At 64.3% G+C, this 16,654-nt stretch carries 19 protein-coding genes; 11 read left to right on the top strand and 8 right to left on the bottom strand.

What is annotated here, in order from left to right:
• Nucleotides 1–31 precede the first annotated feature (31 nt).
• Nucleotides 32–652 carry an SAM-dependent methyltransferase gene (locus tag BVU17_01910; protein AUG46333.1) on the top strand — a complete coding sequence of 207 codons (621 nt, stop codon included), beginning with the start codon at nt 32–34 and terminating at the stop codon, nt 650–652.
• A gap of 26 nt (nt 653–678) precedes the next feature.
• Here the strand turns inward: BVU17_01910 and BVU17_01905 are convergent, their stop codons facing one another.
• Entirely contained in the window at nt 679–1,911 is a 1,233-nt protein-coding gene (locus BVU17_01905) for a hypothetical protein (GenBank protein ID AUG46332.1), read from the bottom strand.
• A 154-nt stretch (nt 1,912–2,065) separates the two neighbouring features.
• Here BVU17_01905 and BVU17_01900 point away from each other — a divergent pair, with 154 nt between their 5' ends.
• From BVU17_01900 to BVU17_01870, 7 genes are all read left to right on the top strand, one after another.
• Entirely contained in the window at nt 2,066–3,160 is a 1,095-nt protein-coding gene (locus BVU17_01900; protein ID AUG46331.1) for a hypothetical protein, read from the top strand.
• Between the two features lie 84 nt (nt 3,161–3,244).
• Nucleotides 3,245–4,036: an electron transfer flavoprotein subunit beta gene (locus BVU17_01895; protein AUG46330.1), complete on the top strand. Its 792-nt coding sequence runs from the start codon at nt 3,245–3,247 to the stop codon at nt 4,034–4,036.
• Nucleotides 4,036–4,986: an electron transfer flavoprotein subunit alpha gene (locus tag BVU17_01890; protein ID AUG46329.1), complete on the top strand. Its 951-nt coding sequence runs from the start codon at nt 4,036–4,038 to the stop codon at nt 4,984–4,986. Before BVU17_01895 ends, BVU17_01890 begins: the two co-directional genes overlap by 1 nt.
• A 61-nt stretch (nt 4,987–5,047) precedes the next feature.
• The gene (locus tag BVU17_01885; GenBank protein ID AUG46328.1) at nt 5,048–5,890 is read left to right on the top strand and encodes an isopentenyl pyrophosphate isomerase; all 843 of its coding nucleotides are present in this window, start codon (nt 5,048–5,050) and stop codon (nt 5,888–5,890) included.
• 45 nt (nt 5,891–5,935) lie between these two features.
• Nucleotides 5,936–6,499: a hypothetical protein gene (locus BVU17_01880; GenBank protein AUG46327.1), complete on the top strand. Its 564-nt coding sequence runs from the start codon at nt 5,936–5,938 to the stop codon at nt 6,497–6,499.
• Nucleotides 6,496–6,918, top strand: a complete 423-nt coding sequence (locus BVU17_01875) for a coaE operon protein (GenBank protein AUG46326.1) — start codon at nt 6,496–6,498, stop codon at nt 6,916–6,918. The genes BVU17_01880 and BVU17_01875 overlap by 4 nt, the downstream gene beginning before the upstream one ends.
• Nucleotides 6,915–7,538, top strand: coding sequence for a haloacid dehalogenase (locus BVU17_01870; GenBank protein AUG46325.1), 624 nt, complete (start codon nt 6,915–6,917; stop codon nt 7,536–7,538). The genes BVU17_01875 and BVU17_01870 overlap by 4 nt, the downstream gene beginning before the upstream one ends.
• Nucleotides 7,539–7,585: 47 nt before the next feature.
• On the opposite strand, the gene BVU17_01865 is transcribed toward BVU17_01870, so the two are convergent.
• The 3 genes from BVU17_01865 to BVU17_01855 all read right to left on the bottom strand — a co-directional run bounded on the left by BVU17_01865 (nt 7,586) and on the right by BVU17_01855 (nt 10,092).
• The gene (locus tag BVU17_01865; protein AUG46324.1) at nt 7,586–7,930 is read right to left on the bottom strand and encodes a hypothetical protein; all 345 of its coding nucleotides are present in this window, start codon (nt 7,928–7,930) and stop codon (nt 7,586–7,588) included.
• A 92-nt stretch (nt 7,931–8,022) separates the two neighbouring features.
• Nucleotides 8,023–9,078: a sulfite oxidase gene (locus BVU17_01860; protein ID AUG46323.1), complete on the bottom strand. Its 1,056-nt coding sequence runs from the start codon at nt 9,076–9,078 to the stop codon at nt 8,023–8,025.
• A 51-nt stretch (nt 9,079–9,129) separates the two neighbouring features.
• Complete coding sequence (locus BVU17_01855; protein ID AUG48811.1) at nt 9,130–10,092, bottom strand: endonuclease; 963 nt, start codon at nt 10,090–10,092, stop codon at nt 9,130–9,132.
• Nucleotides 10,093–10,179: 87 nt separating this feature from the next.
• Here BVU17_01855 and BVU17_01850 point away from each other — a divergent pair, with 87 nt between their 5' ends.
• Both BVU17_01850 and BVU17_01845 read left to right on the top strand, forming a co-directional pair.
• Nucleotides 10,180–11,073, top strand: coding sequence for an acyl dehydratase (locus tag BVU17_01850; protein AUG46322.1), 894 nt, complete (start codon nt 10,180–10,182; stop codon nt 11,071–11,073).
• 121 nt (nt 11,074–11,194) lie between these two features.
• Complete coding sequence (locus BVU17_01845; protein ID AUG48810.1) at nt 11,195–11,929, top strand: GNAT family N-acetyltransferase; 735 nt, start codon at nt 11,195–11,197, stop codon at nt 11,927–11,929.
• Between the two features lie 2 nt (nt 11,930–11,931).
• Here the strand turns inward: BVU17_01845 and BVU17_01840 are convergent, their stop codons facing one another.
• The 4 genes from BVU17_01840 to BVU17_01825 are packed head-to-tail and all read right to left on the bottom strand — an operon-like array spanning nt 11,932 to nt 15,082.
• A complete protein-coding gene (locus BVU17_01840; protein AUG46321.1) occupies nt 11,932–12,975 on the bottom strand; it encodes a nucleoside recognition protein in 1,044 nt (347 codons plus the stop codon).
• Between the two features lie 54 nt (nt 12,976–13,029).
• Nucleotides 13,030–13,596 carry an ABC transporter permease gene (locus BVU17_01835; protein ID AUG46320.1) on the bottom strand — a complete coding sequence of 189 codons (567 nt, stop codon included), beginning with the start codon at nt 13,594–13,596 and terminating at the stop codon, nt 13,030–13,032.
• On the bottom strand, nt 13,597–14,175 hold the full coding sequence (locus BVU17_01830; protein AUG46319.1) for a hypothetical protein: 579 nt from the start codon (nt 14,173–14,175) through the stop codon (nt 13,597–13,599). It abuts the gene before it with no gap.
• A gap of 55 nt (nt 14,176–14,230) precedes the next feature.
• Nucleotides 14,231–15,082 carry a hypothetical protein gene (locus BVU17_01825; GenBank protein AUG46318.1) on the bottom strand — a complete coding sequence of 284 codons (852 nt, stop codon included), beginning with the start codon at nt 15,080–15,082 and terminating at the stop codon, nt 14,231–14,233.
• 131 nt (nt 15,083–15,213) lie between these two features.
• On the opposite strand from BVU17_01825, the gene BVU17_01820 reads away from it, so the two are divergent.
• Nucleotides 15,214–16,602 carry a branched-chain amino acid ABC transporter substrate-binding protein gene (locus tag BVU17_01820; GenBank protein ID AUG46317.1) on the top strand — a complete coding sequence of 463 codons (1,389 nt, stop codon included), beginning with the start codon at nt 15,214–15,216 and terminating at the stop codon, nt 16,600–16,602.
• Nucleotides 16,603–16,654 lie beyond the last annotated feature (52 nt).

The raw sequence follows: 16,654 nt of genomic DNA, 5'->3' as shown, positions 1-16,654 counted from the left end.
ATTATGACCGCCAAGTCCTAAGCTGGGGGTAATGGGAGTCCTCGAGAATAAAGCCCGCGCGCGGACGTTCTACAAGTATCTCTCGAAGGTGTACGACCAGATCAACCCCTTCATCTGGGACGAACGGATGCGCGACGAGGCGATCGCAATGCTCGACCTTGCGCCCGACGACAGAGTCCTCGATGTCGGCTGTGGCACCGGCTTCGCCACCGAGGGACTGCTCGAACACGTCGATACGGTGTACGGGCTCGACCAGAGCCCCCACCAGCTTTCGAAAGCCTTCGAGAAGTTCGGCAAGTTCGGTGACGTGCGCTACCACCTCGGTGATGCCGAACGACTCCCGTTCAAAGATGACAGCTTTGACGCGGTGTGGTCCTCAGGGTCCATCGAGTACTGGCCCAACCCCGTCGACGCGCTCGCTGAGTGTCGCCGACTGACCAAACCCGGTGGCAAGGTCCTCATCGTCGGTCCCGACTACCCGAACTCGACAGTCTTCCAGAAGATGGCCGATGCCATCATGCTGTTTTACGACGAGGAAGAGGCCGACCGGATGTTCACTGAGGCCGGCTTCGAGGAGTTCGAACACCACATTCAGCAGTCCCGACCGGGCAGCCCGCGTGCGATTACGACAATCGCAGAAGTCCCCGAATAACAGCGAGTTTCTACCTTCTCACGTCGTTACGCCGATCCGCTAACAGGCACTCGAACCCGTTCGCCGTCCTGTGTGGTGGCGGTAACCGTGTACTCCCCACGGGGTTCGACCGTCCAGAGAGTGCCGTCTGTCCCGGTCGTACCGATCCGCTTACCGTTTATTCTGACGGTCGCATCGGTCGGAGAGCCCGTGCTGTTATCAGTGGCCGTAATGAGCAGCGGGCCGGACTCGAAGGACTGCTGGACTCGAACCCGAACGGACTGGTTCACACCCGCCGCCACTTCCGACCGGTCGACCGTCGTCAGTTCGAGAGTCTGCGTCTCGTAGAAGACGTTCGTCGTCCCGCCGTCGAGATAGGCCGTCAGTTGTCCGTTGGAGTGATCAGCCTGAATCTGGTAGATGGCACTCCGACCGTATGTCTGAACAGACGGGTACTGCTCGCTGTAGAGCCACGGATAGAGGGTCTCTGCCCGCGTGTTGACCGCACCGAGAGAGTCGTTGGTCTGTGCGAACTGGTCAACTGCCGTCTGTTCGCGGTCCTGTCCGAGATACGTCTCACGCGTGTATTGGCCGTCTGCGACTGTAGACAACATATACCCTTCTGAGGACGCCTCAACGTACACCGCGTTCGGCTCGACCGTCCCGGCGGTCTCGTCGCTGATACGCTGACTTATCGGGCCGCGGTACGTCTTGAGCACGCCTCTGCTGTTCTCCAGGCGGAAGCGCTGCGCCGGTGAGAGCGAGTAGTCCGGCGCGGTGCCGGCGGTGGCCCGGATACGGTCGAGCCGGGTGGCCAACTGACGTGACTCAGCGTCGATCAGTGCACGCTGTCGCAGGAACTCTGTCGCGGTTATCACACCGCTGGCGTATTGCTGGATGGCGGCCTGATTCCGTCGTTCGAGACTCGCTCGCTGGCTTTCGATATCGGTCAGCGTCTCGTCGACGAGGCGGTCGCGAGCGGCCTCGCTGTCCTGCTGGAAGAACTGCCGCTCAAACGTCGTCGTCGCGTAATCGCTCCGGAGGTCACTGGATCCGGTTGCAACCGCGACGCCGACGTCGATTGAGGACCGGTTGTACGTCGTTGACCTGACATCACTGGCTGGGATCGCGAGATGGTTCGTCGTGTTGTCGACGGCCGTGATCTGTGGTAACTGATCGCTGCCGTCAGCGGTCTGGGCTGGCGAGGCTGCCCCAGTCACCGGGGCAGCCACGGAAACAACCATGAGGAGGATCACACCGACTGCGGGGAGGGGACGCATCACCGACGAATACTCACCCACTGTACAAAAATCTCCCCATTCTCCATATATCAATAATCGTCTGAGAAGGCACGAGACGTTTCAAAGCGCCCGCTGACGTTTTATTCTCGGATGGAAAGGGTTTTGCCCCCAGAACGTTCATCGATGAACGAGAATGACCCCGCGGGTTTCAGGTGCCCTCCTCCTCCTTGTCCTGCTTGCCCTGTTTGCGACCCCGCCGCTCGCGACAGCGGCGACAGCGGATACTGTCTCCGCACAACAGACAACCGGGACGCCGGCACCGGTCGCGGAAAACACGACGTTCGCCCTCCAGATACAATCGAACGGCGACGCCAAGTGGACGATAACAGACACCTACGCGCTTGACGAAAGCGAAACTGAGTCGTTCAGAGACACCGGTGAGCAGTTCGCTGACGACGGCGAGGCGGTATGGCTACCAGCATTTCGGGAGGCAAAAGACGAGGCCAGTACGGTCACCGGTCGTGAGATGGAGATCACTAACGTCGACCGTCGGTACGAGGTGTCAGACCGCAGAGGGCAACTGATCCTTGAGTTTACCTGGACGAACTTCGCGGTTGTCACCAGCGAGAACGTCGTCGTCGGTGACGCGTTCAATTCAACGGACGGCACGTGGTTCGGGACGCTGACTGCAGACCAGCGACTCGTTATCTCGCCGCCGGCTGGGTACGGTGTAGAGAGCGCCCCGAGCGCCGTAGACGACGGAAAGCTGGTTTTCGAGGGGCGTCGGACGTTCGAGCCGGGATACCTGTCCGTCGTGTACACTGGCGAACAACCGACGACCGAAACGCCGACGGGGACCCCGGAGTCGATCTTCAGTGGCATCGGCTCGGCCTGGATCGGCGGCGTTGTGCTGATGTTGCTACTCGTTGGTGCCGTCGGGTACATGTTCAAAACGGGATACACTGACGGGCTGCCATCAATCGCAGCCGGGACCGACGACGAGGGAGACGACAGTACTGGGACGGCAGCCGCAACGAGCGACACCACGGCCTCAGATGATGTCGATGTCGAACTGCTGAGCGACGAGGAACGCGTCGAACGGCTCCTCGAAGAAAACGGCGGTCGGATGAAGCAGGCGCGCATCGTCTCCGAGACCGGCTGGTCGAACGCGAAGGTGTCCCAGTTGCTCTCATCAATGGACGACGAAGGGCGGATCGACAAACTCCGCATCGGCCGGGAGAACCTCATTTCGTTCCCGGACGAGGATATCACCGACTTCGACGAGTGAGCCACAGGACAGCCTGAGCGTAAACAAGCCGGGCGTGGTTTCTGGTTCGGAAACGTTTATTCGCTGTCCGATCGGACTGCCGATATGAAAATTCTTGTCACGGTGAAGGAGGTGGCAGCCGTCGACGACGAGTTCGAGATCGACGGACTCGCTATCGACGACCGATATGTCACAGCCGACCTCAACGAGTGGGACGAGTACGCTGTCGAAGAGGCCGTCCAGATAAAGGAGGCCCACGACGATGTCGAGGTCGTCACCGTCACCATCGGCCCGTCCGAAACCGACGAGACGATCCGACAGGCACTGGCGAAAGGGGCCGACCGCGCGATCCGTGTCTGGGACGACGCACTCGCCGACGCCGGCCTGCTGGACCCCGAGACGAAGGCCGAGGTGCTGGCCGCTGTCGCCGCCGAGGAAGACCCCGATCTGGTGCTGACTGGCGTTCAGTCCGCCGACGACGGATTCGGGGCGACCGGTGTCACGCTGGCCGATAAACTCGACATGGAATGGGGCGCTGTCGTCAACGACCTCGACCTCGATCTGGAGGCAGGTGTTGCAAGCGTCCACCGTGAACTGGAAGGCGGCGTCGAGGAACTCACCGATATCGAAATCCCCGCTGTACTGACGATACAGACCGGGATCAACGACCCACGCTACGCGAGCCTTCGGGGCATCCGGCAAGCTCAGAGCAAGGAACTCGCGGAGTACAGCCTAGTAGATGTCGGACTAGACGCGGCTGAAATCGAGAGCCCGCTGGAACAGACCTCGCTGTACGAGCCGGAAACCGAGGGCGAGGCGACGGTGTTCGAAGGGAGTCCCGAGGAGACGGCGGCCGAGTTGGCTGAACTGCTCGCGGAGAAGGGGGTGACCAGCTAATGTCGGTCCTCGCTATCGCCGAACACCGGCGCGGGGAACTCCGACCGGTGAGCCTAGAACAGCTAGCAGCCGGTCGCGCTCTCGCAGACGAACTCGGCGGCGAGCTACACACCGCCGTCATCGGCGGTGATGTCGAGGCGTTTGGATCGGATCTGAACCGTGAGGGCGTTGATATTGTCCACACCGTCGATATCGGCGAGGAGTTCAACCACGACGTGTACACGCAGGCCGTCACCCAGCTGGCCACGGAACTGAACCCGACCGTTCTCCTGATGCCCAACAGCGTCAACGGCCTCGATTACGCGCCGGCAGTCGCCAACCGACTGGGCCGGCCGCTCGTGACCGACGTGGTCGACATCGACGCCGAAGACGGCCTCACCGCGACCAGAGAGCTGTACGGCTCGAAAACCGAGACGACAATCGACGTGCACGCCGAGCAGGCGGCCGTGACCATCCGCCCGGCCGAGTGGCCGACAATCGAGGCGGACGGTGACGCCACAATCGAGGCATTCGACGCGACCATCGATGAGAGTGCCGTCAAGTCCACGGTGAAGGGCTTCGAGGAGGTCGGCGGTGGCGACATCGACATCACTGACGCCGACGTGCTGGTGTCCGTCGGCCGCGGTATCGAAGAAGAGGAGAACCTCGACATTATCCACGACCTCGCCGAGGCACTGGACGCGACGGTGTCGGGTTCACGGCCGCTCATCGACAATGGCTGGCTGGAGAAGGACCGCCAGGTCGGCCAGAGCGGGAAGGTCGTTACTCCGGACGTGTACATCGCCATCGGTATCTCCGGGGCCGTCCAGCACGTCGCCGGGATGAAGGGCTCGGATACGATTGTCGCCATCAACACCGACCCGAACGCACCGATCTTCGACATCGCCGACTACGGTATTCAGGACGACCTGTTCGAGGTCGTCCCGGCACTCATCGAGCAGTTCCAGTAGCCGCGACCCACTGAATCGCGGGTGACAAGGTACTTTTTATGGTAGTCCTAAGGGGGCGGTAATGGAGTATCTCGAGCGCCGGCGAGACCGGGTCGAGGAGCGCTTGGAGGCGGTTCTCGACAGCGTGGAGCCGGATGAACTCGCAGATGAAGTGCGTCACGTGGCGCTTTCCGGGGGAAAGCGAGTTCGGCCGACGGTGACAGTGCTGGTTTGTGAGGCGCTGGGCGGGGAGCCGGGCGATGCCGTCGATTTCGCGGTCGGCATCGAACTCGTCCACAACGCCTCGCTGGTCATCGACGACATCATCGACGAGTCAGAGCTCCGGCGGGGTTCTCCGGCCGCCTGGGAGGCCTTCGGCCACGGCCCGGCTATCATCGCCTCTGACGGCCTGCTCGGCGAAGCGTTCAATCTCTTTTCGACGGACGAGCGCGCCATGCAGACCGTCTCCGAGTCGATGGTCGAACTCGGCGAAGGCGAGGCCATGGAGCTGGTCGCAGAGCCCTCCAACGAGAGGGAGTACATGGAACTGGCCCGTCGGAAGACCGGGGCGCTGTTCCGCGCTGCGGCAGAACTGGGGGCAATCGCGGCCGACTCGGACCCGTACACGGTCGAGGCGGTCGGGCAGTACGCCGAACGGGTCGGCGTGGCCTTCCAGATGCGTGACGACGTGCTCGATGCGACAGCCGACGCCGAAACGCTGGGCAAGCCGGCCGGGACCGACGCGGAGATGGAACGACCGTCGCTGGTGGAAGTGACGGAGCTGACGACCGAGGAGGCAAACGAGCGGGCGCGGGCTGAATCCGACGCCGCCCTGGAGTCGCTATCGACCATCGACGCCCCGGAGTCCCAGTCGATGGAGTACCTGCGGGACCTCGCGGAGTTCGTCGTCGTCCGCGAGCGGTGAGCCCGAACGGGAGGGCTTTTGCCCGCTGCTCGATTACGCCCGGCAATGACAGTTATCGGTATCGTCGGGCTGCCGGGCAGCGGGAAAAGCGAGGCAGCGAACGTCGCCGCCGAGATGGACGTGCCGGTCGTGACGATGGGCGACGTCATCCGCGAGGAGTGCCGTGACCGCGGGCTTGACCCCGCATCGGACCACGGAACGGTCGCGAAGGCGCTTCGAGAAGAGAACGGCCCTGCCGCCATCGCCGAGCGCTCGCTACCGATGATTGAGGCGGAACTCGAATCGAATGACACCGTCCTCGTCGACGGTATTCGGTCGGACGTGGAGGTTGAAGCGTTCGAATCGGCCTTTGGCGACGCGTTCCTGCTCGTCGAGATAGACGCCCCGTTCGAACTGCGGGCCGAGCGACTCGACATCCGGGGGCGGGACACTTCGGCCGAAGACGGCGGCGAGTCGCTTGAGGACCGTGACGCTCGCGAACTCGGCTTCGGGATGGGCGAGGCCATGGACATGGCCGACCTGACTATCGAGAACACGGAGACGCTGGCCGCGTTCCAGCGGACTGTTCGCACACTGATTCGGGACGGGTCGGAGGCGCTTAACCAATGAGCGCCGTCTACGCCGTCGACATCCAAATCGAAGCGCCCGTCAACGACACCGAGGTAACCGACCGGGTTGCAGACGCAGTTCGGACCCTCTTCCCGGAGGCCGACCCGACACACCAGCAGGGCGCACTCGTCGCCGAGGTCCACACGATGGACGGGTTCTCTGAGCTACTCCACCGGCGGGAAATCCTCGATACGGCGCGGTCTGTCTTCTTCGACAATCTGGAGGGGGACACCTTCGCGTTCGACGTGAAGAAGCAAGCGGCGTTCGAGGGACGCATAAACTTCGCAGTCGGTGACCCCTCCGAACTCGGTGACATCCGCGTGAACGTGACCGTCAACGAACCGTCGGCCGAGGAGTATATCGACTACGTCGCGCCGCCGACCGAAGACGGCCAGCCGGTCTACGACGAAGACTCATGACGACGACCATCTGTTTCGACCTTGACGACACAGTCGTCCACTATCCGGAGCCGTACAAGAACATTATCCGAAGGACCGTCGAAGCCCATGGTATCGAGTACACCGACGAGCTTCGGGCCGTTAGCAAGGAGGTATTTTATACGGCCTTCGAGGCGCTGGAGCCGGACCCGTACCGCCAGTCGATGGCCGCGGTCGCCGAAGCGGCCGGGGCAGACGTTGACCTCGATGCGCTGGTCGAGACGCTCAAGCAGACCGAGTTCGCGTCGACGACCGTCCCCGACACAGCCCGGGACAGCCTGACCGCACTTGCCACCGACAATCGGCTCGCGATTGTCACCAACGGAATCCGGGAGCGGCAGGTCGCCAAGCTCGACCACCACGGGCTGACCGACCTGTTCGACCTTGTTGTCGCCTCCTACGAGGTCGGCGCACACAAGCCTGACAGCGCGCCGTTCGACCGGGTCCGGGAAGAGCTACCGGCCGACGAATACGTGATGGTCGGCAACGAGTACGAAACCGATGTCGAAGGCGCACGTAACGCGGGCTTCGTGCCGATTCATTACGAGTCGGGTGATGACAGCGGGCCGGACCTCTGGGATTCTATCGACGCGCTGGTGTAGCGCACGGAGCCATCGGTACGGAGCGGCGTACTGGAAGCGGCCGACAATCAGGTCAGTACAGCGGTAAGGATAACGCCGGTGTTCCACGCCGTGACCACGACGCCGAGTAGCGCCAGCCCGAGCGGGACACCGATTGAGTACGGCCGAGAAACGTACTTCCAGATGGCAAAAAAGCCCACGAACACGGCGGCTTTCAGGCCGGTCAACACCAGCACCGCATGCTGTGCAAGCAGTAGCTTGACAACGGGGCTGAGTTCCGTCACCCCGGTGATGCTGTAGCCGACGAGCGTCGTGACGAGGTCGCCGACGCCGAAAAAGGCGACGGCAACCGCCCACAGAGCAATGGCAGTGTTCGAGGGACCGGTGAGTCGGGCGGGGTGTCGCCAGTTCATACCACCCGGTACCGCGACACAGTACTTCGTTAGTAGTAGCTTCAATGACAGCTACACCGGTAAGCTCTCTTTTCGAAGGGTGTGGGCGTCGTTCAGAATCCGCTCACGAATATCGCGATCCACTCCCCGAGTTCGCGGCGCTTGCTGACCCGCACCGAATCGACCCACTTCACCCACTGAAACCCCCGACGGCCGGGCGCAACGAGTCGGAGGGGGTAGCCGTGTCCGTGGGCCAGGGGTTCGCCGTCGACGTGTGTGGCCAGCACGGCGTCGCGGGCCTCTAAGAGCGGGAGACTCCACCGGTAGCCAGTAATAGAGCGGAACTGGACCCACGCCGCCGCGTCGTCGGGGTCGGCGGCGTCGAGCAGGTCACCGACGCGAACGCCCTGCCACTCGTGACCGGAGTACCAGCCGCTCGTGCAGTCAAGCACCGCCGGTTCGGTCGCGTCCGGCGAGAGGTCGGCTGCGGCGTAGCTGGTCTCGCTGGCGACCCGGCCACCGACCGACAACGACCACTCGGCCGCGTCGACCGGGTCCGGATCGTCGGCGACCCAGCTAGTGACTGGGAACCGGTTGCCGTCACCGGTCCCGTCCTCCCGCGAGCCGGTGTACCTGCGGTCCGCGCCGGCCGTACCGAGTGCGTCGTTGACTGGCCCCTGGAGTCGCCAGATCAGTGCCCCCGTGGTTACCAACCCAGCGTACCGGAGAACGTCACGGCGGCCGCCGCGGGTGGCCTCTGCTGGGGAGTAAAACCGGGTTCGGAGATGCATCAGCAACAGCAGCGGGACCAGCAGGCCGAGCGCGACGTGGAGGTGAAACAGCCCCCACGGACCGAGGTCGAGCGTGCCGCCGAATATCCACCAGACGCCGGTGCCAAGCGCCCCCAGCGTGACCGCTGCCAGACCGACCGAGAGGACACGGGCCGCAGTGAGCCGCGACGGCGCGACACGGTGGACCACACGGTGGAGCTTCACCGGCAGCAGGAGCGTCAGCACCACGCCGGAGAGCGCGTGGAGGTCTATTATCCACGCACTGCTGGGAATGCCTGCGAAGATGGTGGCGATACCTGTGGCAAGCAGCGTCGCCACCGCCGCGAACAGCCCCCAGTCGACCGCCCGTGGCGTTGGCGTCAGCCGGTGGATGGCCATGGTACCGGTTAGCACCGGAGCGGCTTATACTGCCGTGACAGCGCAGCGGCGTCAGTACGACTGCCGGAGGAGCGGCTCACCGCTGGCGTTTCGGACCGTGACAGTGTCACCGTCGTTGTTCCAGACTGCCCCGTTCCGGCCCCAGTACCGCTCGGTCACAGTGTCGGTGCCGCGACCGGTGTAGAGGGTGACCGAGTCGTTCGGGCCGAGGGTCAGGTTCGCAAACGTGTACTGGTGCCCCGCAGCGTCGCTGACCGTCCACCCGGAGAGGTCGACCGACTCGTCGCCGGCGTTCGTGAGCGTGAGGTACTCGTCGTTCAGGTTCTCGTGGTCGTTTCCTGCCGCATCGGCGTGGATCGTCGCAATTTCGACACCGCTGGTGCTCTCGGTGATAGCCCCGCTGTCGGCGGTATCCGTCCGGGTCGTAGCGCCCGGGTCCGTACAGTGCCAGAGCCCGCGCCGGTCGGAGCGCGCGGCGTCCTCGGCCGCGTAAAATCGCTCGGTTCGCGTGAATTCGCTGTCGTAGACACGCGCGCGGCCAGTCTCGACGAGTCGGTAATTGAACAGCACTTCCTCGTGAACGACGTAGGCCAGTAGTCGGTCGTAGTAGCCCCGCCGGTTCAGATTCGAATCGAAGGCGAGTCCCACTGTCTCGCCGAGGAGCCGCTGTTTGGCGAGCGCCGAGGCGTTCGTGCCGGCCCCGCGGAGGCAGGCCGACCCGGCGTCGGTCTCGGGGACGCCCTCGAACTCCGCGGGGTCGGTCTCGGTGTGGACTTCGGGAGTATCGACGCCGACGAGTCGGACCGTGTCGCCAGTCCCGTTCTCGTAGGCAATCTGTATCGTATCGCCGTCGACGACGGCCGTGACGGTAACGGTGACGACTGCGTGTGGCACGTCGATTGCTGACTGGCCGTCAGCGGCGGCCCCCGTCGACTGCGACGGCGAGCCGGCGAAGCCGCTACAGCCGGCAGCCACCACGAGAACGACGACGAAACCGAACACGGGCCATCGCATCGGATAGACCTTGTCGGCCGGCGGCACAAGTGTGACGGTGCCGCTGGGCGGACTGTTATAGGTTTGCCACGAGTGGGTGTCCGTACAATGCTCGTCCCGCTGCCAGTCAGAGAGATTATGCGGACACCGGTCAAGACTATCAGTCCTGACGCTCCGGTCATCGAGGCGGCCCAGCGCCTCCGCGACGAGGATATCGGCTCGCTCGTCGTCGAGGACGGCGGCATCTGCGTCGGCATCATCACGGAGAGTGACATCGTCGCTGTCACCGCAGCCGAGGGCGATACCAGAGCGCTGTCAGTCGGCGACGTGATGGCCGAGACACTGGTGACGGTCACCCCCGAAGTGGACATCGAAACAGCCGTCGAACGGCTCCGGACGAACAACGTCAAGAAACTGCCCGTCGTCGAGGACGGCGAACTTGTCGGGATTGTTACAACAACCGACATCTCTGACTACATCCCATACCTCAGGCGGGCAGGGGGAGCGGCTGACGAGCCGTCACAGCGAGAGCGGTTCACCCGGCCGGACACGCTGTACGAGGACGAGGACTGGACCTTCGAGAGCTACGGGACTGCCGACGGTATCGACGTCGGTGACCACGTCCGGTTCAGCAAGACGATAACGCAGGGCGACGTGGAGGCCTTCGCTGAGGCCAGCGGTGACACGAACAGACTCCACCTCGACACGGCATTCGCGGACGGGACACGGTTCGGCCGCCGAATCGTTCACGGCACACTCGTCTCCGGCGTCATCAGCGCGGCCTTGGCCCGGCTCCCCGGGCTGACCATCTACCTCTCGCAAGAGCTGAGCTATCAGGGACCCGTCGACATCGACGAGGAGGTCACGGCCCGCTGTGAGGTCGTCGAGCGCATACAGGACAACCGGTTCCGGCTGGCCACAGCCGTCGATGACTCAGAGGGGAACTGCGTCATCGAGGGCGATGCCGTCGTCATCTCCGACCCGATTCCGGACACGGCCTGAGCTGACAGGTAAGCCCGCCTCGGCACGCTCGGCCGGGACTGATCGCACAGGAAACCACCGCAACAATGGTTTGTGTTACCAAACAACAATTGTTAATAATCTGCTAGTATATATGCTCGACATGGACGCTGTTGAACGGCCGACTTTTGAGACGAGCGCGGCGATGGAGGTGTATCAGTACGTCGAGCGACACGGGACCGCGGCGCGCCACAGGGTCCGCGAGGCGGTGGATCTATCGCCGGAGGCATTCGAGGAGACCCTGACACACCTCTTGTCGAAGGGATACATCGAGGACGATGGCGGGACCCTGACGCTGGCGCTCGACGTCGGCTCCGTCGAGCAACACACCACGGACGGGCTGACGTACACGATTCGGCCGGCCCGTAACGACGATTTCGAGGGGCTCGTCCAGACGATTCGGAACGTCTCCAGCGACGGCACCTACGTCGTCGCCGAGAGCGTCGCCGAGCAGTTGCTGTACGAGGACGCCGTCACGCGGCACAACACGGTCGAGTCGCGGGTGTTCTTCGTCGCCACAATCGACGGCGAGGTCGTCGGCTGGTGTCACCTCGACATCCCGCAACTGGACAAGCTCCGCGAGACGGCCCAGCTCACCGTCGGCGTCAGGGAGGAACGGCAGGGACAGGGCATCGGCAGCCAACTCATGGAACGCGGGCTGGACTGGGCACGGGCCAACGGTTACCGGAAACTGTACAACAGCGTGCCGGCGATAACGGAGAACGCGATGGTGTTCCTCGAAGAACACGGCTGGCACACCGAGGGCATCCGGCGCAACCACTACACCGTCGACGGCGAGCAGGTCGACGAGGTGATGATGGCCTACACGTTCGAGTGAGCCTACAGCAAGACGACCAGCGCCAGCGCGATCCAGACGATTTTCAGCCCCGTGTTGACGACGATAACTTTCGAACCGAACTCCCGGCCCCAGATACCGTACTGGAACGGAATCGAGCGCTTGAACGTCGAGACGGCAAACGAGATGATGCCGCCCACGAGCATCGTCGCCACGGCGGTCCGGGCGGTGAAAGTCCCGTTCCGGATGAGCGGCGCGATGACCGTTGCCCCCGAGGTGGTATCTAGCGCGTACGCGGCGATGACGGGGATGGCTGCGCCGGGCAGGCCGAGCAGCCCGGCGAACCCGTCGGCGGCGGCGGTCACGGACGCGCCGTCGCTGCCAGCCAGCGCCAGGAGTTCGTCGCCGTAGGCCACGAGCAGGGAGACGACGGCGTAGATGGCCGCCAGCCGCGGCAGGATGTCCCGGACCTTCTCGGCCGTCGCGTCGAACGCCGCCCTGACGGCCGCCCGGCGGGTGGCCGGGCGCTCGTCGAACACGTCCGCGGGGTCGTCGGCCGTCCCGCCGTCGGGGGCCGGTCCCGCGCCGGCACCCGACCGGCCGACGGCGGCCGGGTCCAGCAGGACCGCGCCCGCGGCGATGCCGGTCAGCGTAATCGCCAGCGCGACGAGCCCGCGGGTGGCGACGTACAGCACCCCGACGCGGAAGCCGAGGATGGGGATGAGTATCGGCGCGTAGAACGTGATGATGTGCTGGGCGAAGCCGAAGAACGTGTTGATGGTGACGGCGATGAGCGTCGCACGGTCGGACAGCACGCCGGACTCCCGGAAGTCGGCGAGCATCCCGTAGCCGGCGGTCGTCGACGCGGTCGTCGTCAGGATGGCGGTTCCGACCTCGTCCGGGAGATTCGCCGGCGAGGTGAGATAGCGCGAGACGACGGCGATTTTTTCGACCAGCCCGAACGCGACCGCCAGTTCCGCGAGGAACACGCCAAACGAGAGGAAGAGCGTGATACGGAGGACACGGACGGCAACCTCTCCGAGGACCGAGACGGCCGGGTGCCCGAGGACGGCGGCGAGCGACTGCACGGCTCGACGTAGCGGCCTGTCCCGCAAAGGCCCATCGGTAGCGTCAGTCGCCACTCACACGAACACGCGGACGGCACCGAACAGCACCACCACGCCCAACACGTCACAGACGTTCGTGACGACAGGGATGACCACGTCGTCGGGGTCCAGTTCGAACCGGTAGGCGGCGTAGGTCGTCACCGTCGTCACGACGATAGCCAGCACCGCCAACAGGCTGCCGCTGACGAGCGCGACCAGCACGACCGTCCGGAGCGGGAGCGCAGCGCCGCCGATGACGGTCTGAAGAAGCCACGCGCCGGCACCGACGAGCGGGAACAGTGTCACCGCGAGAGCGAGGGTAGCGATGGCGTTGCCGGCCAACCGGTCGTCAGTCGCCGTAAACGACAGGAGGCCGAGGTGAAACGCCGTCGAGAACCGTGCCGCGAGGATACTGCCGAGGTTGCCCGCCATTCCGATTGTTACCGGGACGAGGACGAGCAGCGACGGATACTGCAGCAGTGTTCCTTCGAAGGTATCCAGCACGAGGCCGCTCCCGAGTTCGATAGCAGTGAGGACGATCAGAATGGGAAACATCGTCCGGATGATGCCCGAAACCGACCACTGGGAGGCGAACTCCGCCACTCAGCCACCCCCCAGCGCGAGAACGAGGCGGGTTGCACCCAGCAGCGTCGCGACCCCGACCACGTCGCCCGTCGTCGTCACGACCGGGCCGGCCAGCGTATCCGGGTTGAGCCCGCGGCGGTAGCCGACGAACACGACCGAGACGACAGCGATAGTCAACAACAGCCCGGAGACGAAGCCCGCGATGAGCGCGATGGCGACGAGGGTCGCGAGCGGGGCCGACGGTCGCCCGACCAGCGCGAGCAGGGCGACAGCCATCACCGCGGCGACGCCGCTGATGAGCACGCCGTTTGCCAGTGCCGCCGCGACGGCGGCGTTGATGCGGTCGTCGTCGAAGGAGAACCGCGGGTCAATGAGTCCCTGATGGAGTGCCGACCCCAGACGGGCCCCGAGCGAGCCGTAGACGTTCCCACGGGTGGCAAGCAACGCCGGCACGAGCACGAGCAGTCCCGCAACGTCCTGCAACTCCGCGTCCATGCCGCCGAGGACGACGCCCGCGAAGAGGCCACCGACTGCACTGAGCGCCAGTACCGGGAGCGATTCCCGGTAGGCTTCGAGTGCCACCTCACGGACAGTCATTGCAGGCCGAAGGACGGCGAGTGAAAAAAAGCCCCCTGATAGCGCTGGCGACGGCTCAGTCGGGAGTCGACTGTGCCCTGTCGCGCCACGGCGGCGGCCCGACCATCGTGTTCCCGACCTTGGTAAACCGAACAGTTCTGGTGACGGTGATCGGGTCGCCGCCGTCCGTGACCGTCGTGTACTCGGTCCGGTAGTTGCGGACGAGTCCCGACCGGGTGACGTGGGCGACGAGCGTCGCGTTCTTCCGGCTCGCCCACACTGTCGACGTTGCGTTGTCCCGCAGTCGGTCACCGCTGATGACGTAGACCGCCCCGTCGGACCGCCCGGACCGCGAGGTCCGAGTGTGGAACGGAGCAACAGTTCGAGTGACGTCGGCGGCAGGACGCCCGTTCAGCGCGGCGGTGTGGACCCAGTATTGCCACGTACCAGCGTAGCTGTCCGGCGGGTCGTACTCGTTGTAGACCGTGCGGTTGTCGCGCACAAGTCGACGGAGATACGTGTCGCCGTCGGACCAGAACGAGGCGGTCGCCGGCGGTCGGCCGAGGAGCACTGGGGCTGCATGTCCACGGACAGAGATGTTCGCGAGATGTGTCCGGTTCTTGTCCAGCGCGACGTGGACTCGAAGGTGGGACCGCAACGACCCGTTTGCATATCTGACGGTGCGGGTCATCGTCAGCGTGTACCCGGTTCCGTTGAGGCGGTCGCCGTGTGCGGACCCAAGCAGAGATGGGCTGGTGACACCCGTCGGTCCAACGCCGGCCGGATACGCGGTCGCAGAGTCGGTCGGTACCGGAGCGGGCGTCACCGGCGTCGGCGAGCCGTCGCCGCCGCTGAACCCGAATCCCCCACAGCCTGCGGTAACGACGACGGTGAGGACGAGTAGCTGCCACCCTGCGTTCCTCGCCATGCTATAACAAACCATTCAGATCGAAATAAGTCTGCGGATCGCAATTTACCCGGAATCTGTCGGCCTGTAGATGTTAAATCGTTAGTTAACCTACCGAAACTATTATGATATATACACACACCGTATGGAACATGCCAACTAATGGCAGATCGGTCAACCGACGACAGTTGCTGAAGAGTACGGGCGTCGCAGGTGTGGCAGGGCTAACAGGACTGGCCGGTTGCTCCGGTGGCGACGGTGGCGACGGCGGTGGTGGCGACGGTGGCGACGGCGGTGGTGGCGACGGCGGCGACGACTACCCGTCGCTCGGGAACTTCCCGGTCGAGGGCGACACGGTCACGTTCGGGTTCAACGTGCCACAGTCCGGACCCTACTCGTCTGAGGGGCAAGACGAGCTCCGGGCGTACGAACTCGCCCAGAAACACCTCAATAACGGGGGTGGCTGGGTGGACAGCTTCGAGGACCTCAGCGGAGACGGCGTCCTTGGCTATACGGTCGAGTCGGTGAACGGCGACACAGCGACCGACGCCGACACCGCCCGACAGGCCGCTTCGCGGATGATAAACCGGGATGACGTAGTGATGATCTCTGGTGGCTCCTCCAGCGCGGTGGCCATCGCCGTCCAGGGCCTCTGCCAGCAGGAGAAGGTCATGTTCATGGCCTGCCTGACTCACTCCAACGACACGACCGGAAAAGACTGCGCCCGGTACGGCTTCCGGGAGATGTTCAACGCGTACATGACCGGACAGGCGCTTGCGCCGGTGCTCGAAAGCGAGTACGGCTCGGATAACTCCTTCTACCAGCTGTACGCCGACTACTCCTGGGGCCAGACCGTCCAGGAGTCGATGAACCAGTTCCTCTCGGAAATCGGCTGGGAGCAGGTCGATAGCGTGCCGACGCCGCTCGGGACCAGCGACTTCTCGTCGTACCTCTCGGAGGCAGCAAACAGCGGCGCGGACGTGTTGCTGCTCGACCACTACGGGCTGGACGGCGCGAACTCCGTCTCCCAGGCCGTCGATGCCGGTATCGACGAGGACATGGAAATCGTCGTCCCGCTGTACAACCGACCGATGGCACAGGCCGCCGGCGGGGCTATCGAGGGCGTCTTCGGAACGATTGCTTGGGACTCCCAGATCGACAACGAGCCCTCGAACGCGTTCACGGAGGTGTTCCAGAACGAGTACGACCGTGTTCCCTCTGGCCCGGCCCAGCTCGCCTACGCCCAGACGCTCCAGTACGCGGCTGCCGCCGAGCGGGCGGGAACGTTCTACCCGCCGGAAGTCATCCGCGAACTGGAAGACTACAACTACAACAATATCGGCATGGGCGAGGAGACGATGCGGGCCTGCGACCACCAGGCCCAGCGAGCGATTCCAGTTGCCCGCGGACTCCCGGAGAGCGAACAGGGCGACGGGAACTTCATCGAAATCGTCGAGGTCACGTCCCGGGACGATGTCGGATACGCGTGCGATTCCGGGCCGGCCGCGGAGTGTGAACTCGGCGAATACGGCGACGAATAGGCCATAATCCCGACAGGGGACCGGTTCCCTCATGATTTATAGTTCATGAGGT

It is taken from the genome of Haloarcula taiwanensis, assembly GCA_002844335.1.
GTDB lineage: Archaea > Halobacteriota > Halobacteria > Halobacteriales > Haloarculaceae > Haloarcula > Haloarcula taiwanensis.
Note: the sequence above shows the minus strand (reverse complement) of the source record. Positions and strands in the feature narration are given on the sequence as shown.

Excerpts from the sequence above, each read along its gene's own strand:
- BVU17_01910 (AUG46333.1), top strand. The coding sequence starts at position 32 with ATGGGAGTCCTCGAGAATAAAGCCCGCGCGCGGACGTTCTACAAGTAT.
- BVU17_01905 (AUG46332.1), bottom strand. The coding sequence starts at position 1,911 with ATGCGTCCCCTCCCCGCAGTCGGTGTGATCCTCCTCATGGTTGTTTCC.
- BVU17_01900 (AUG46331.1), top strand. The coding sequence starts at position 2,066 with ATGACCCCGCGGGTTTCAGGTGCCCTCCTCCTCCTTGTCCTGCTTGCC.
- BVU17_01895 (AUG46330.1), top strand. The coding sequence starts at position 3,245 with ATGAAAATTCTTGTCACGGTGAAGGAGGTGGCAGCCGTCGACGACGAG.
- BVU17_01890 (AUG46329.1), top strand. The coding sequence starts at position 4,036 with ATGTCGGTCCTCGCTATCGCCGAACACCGGCGCGGGGAACTCCGACCG.
- BVU17_01885 (AUG46328.1), top strand. The coding sequence starts at position 5,048 with ATGGAGTATCTCGAGCGCCGGCGAGACCGGGTCGAGGAGCGCTTGGAG.
- BVU17_01880 (AUG46327.1), top strand. The coding sequence starts at position 5,936 with ATGACAGTTATCGGTATCGTCGGGCTGCCGGGCAGCGGGAAAAGCGAG.
- BVU17_01875 (AUG46326.1), top strand. The coding sequence starts at position 6,496 with ATGAGCGCCGTCTACGCCGTCGACATCCAAATCGAAGCGCCCGTCAAC.
- BVU17_01870 (AUG46325.1), top strand. The coding sequence starts at position 6,915 with ATGACGACGACCATCTGTTTCGACCTTGACGACACAGTCGTCCACTAT.
- BVU17_01865 (AUG46324.1), bottom strand. The coding sequence starts at position 7,930 with ATGAACTGGCGACACCCCGCCCGACTCACCGGTCCCTCGAACACTGCC.
- BVU17_01860 (AUG46323.1), bottom strand. The coding sequence starts at position 9,078 with ATGGCCATCCACCGGCTGACGCCAACGCCACGGGCGGTCGACTGGGGG.
- BVU17_01855 (AUG48811.1), bottom strand. The coding sequence starts at position 10,092 with ATGCGATGGCCCGTGTTCGGTTTCGTCGTCGTTCTCGTGGTGGCTGCC.
- BVU17_01850 (AUG46322.1), top strand. The coding sequence starts at position 10,180 with ATGCTCGTCCCGCTGCCAGTCAGAGAGATTATGCGGACACCGGTCAAG.
- BVU17_01845 (AUG48810.1), top strand. The coding sequence starts at position 11,195 with ATGGACGCTGTTGAACGGCCGACTTTTGAGACGAGCGCGGCGATGGAG.
- BVU17_01830 (AUG46319.1), bottom strand. The coding sequence starts at position 14,175 with ATGACTGTCCGTGAGGTGGCACTCGAAGCCTACCGGGAATCGCTCCCG.
- BVU17_01825 (AUG46318.1), bottom strand. The coding sequence starts at position 15,082 with ATGGCGAGGAACGCAGGGTGGCAGCTACTCGTCCTCACCGTCGTCGTT.
- BVU17_01820 (AUG46317.1), top strand. The coding sequence starts at position 15,214 with ATGCCAACTAATGGCAGATCGGTCAACCGACGACAGTTGCTGAAGAGT.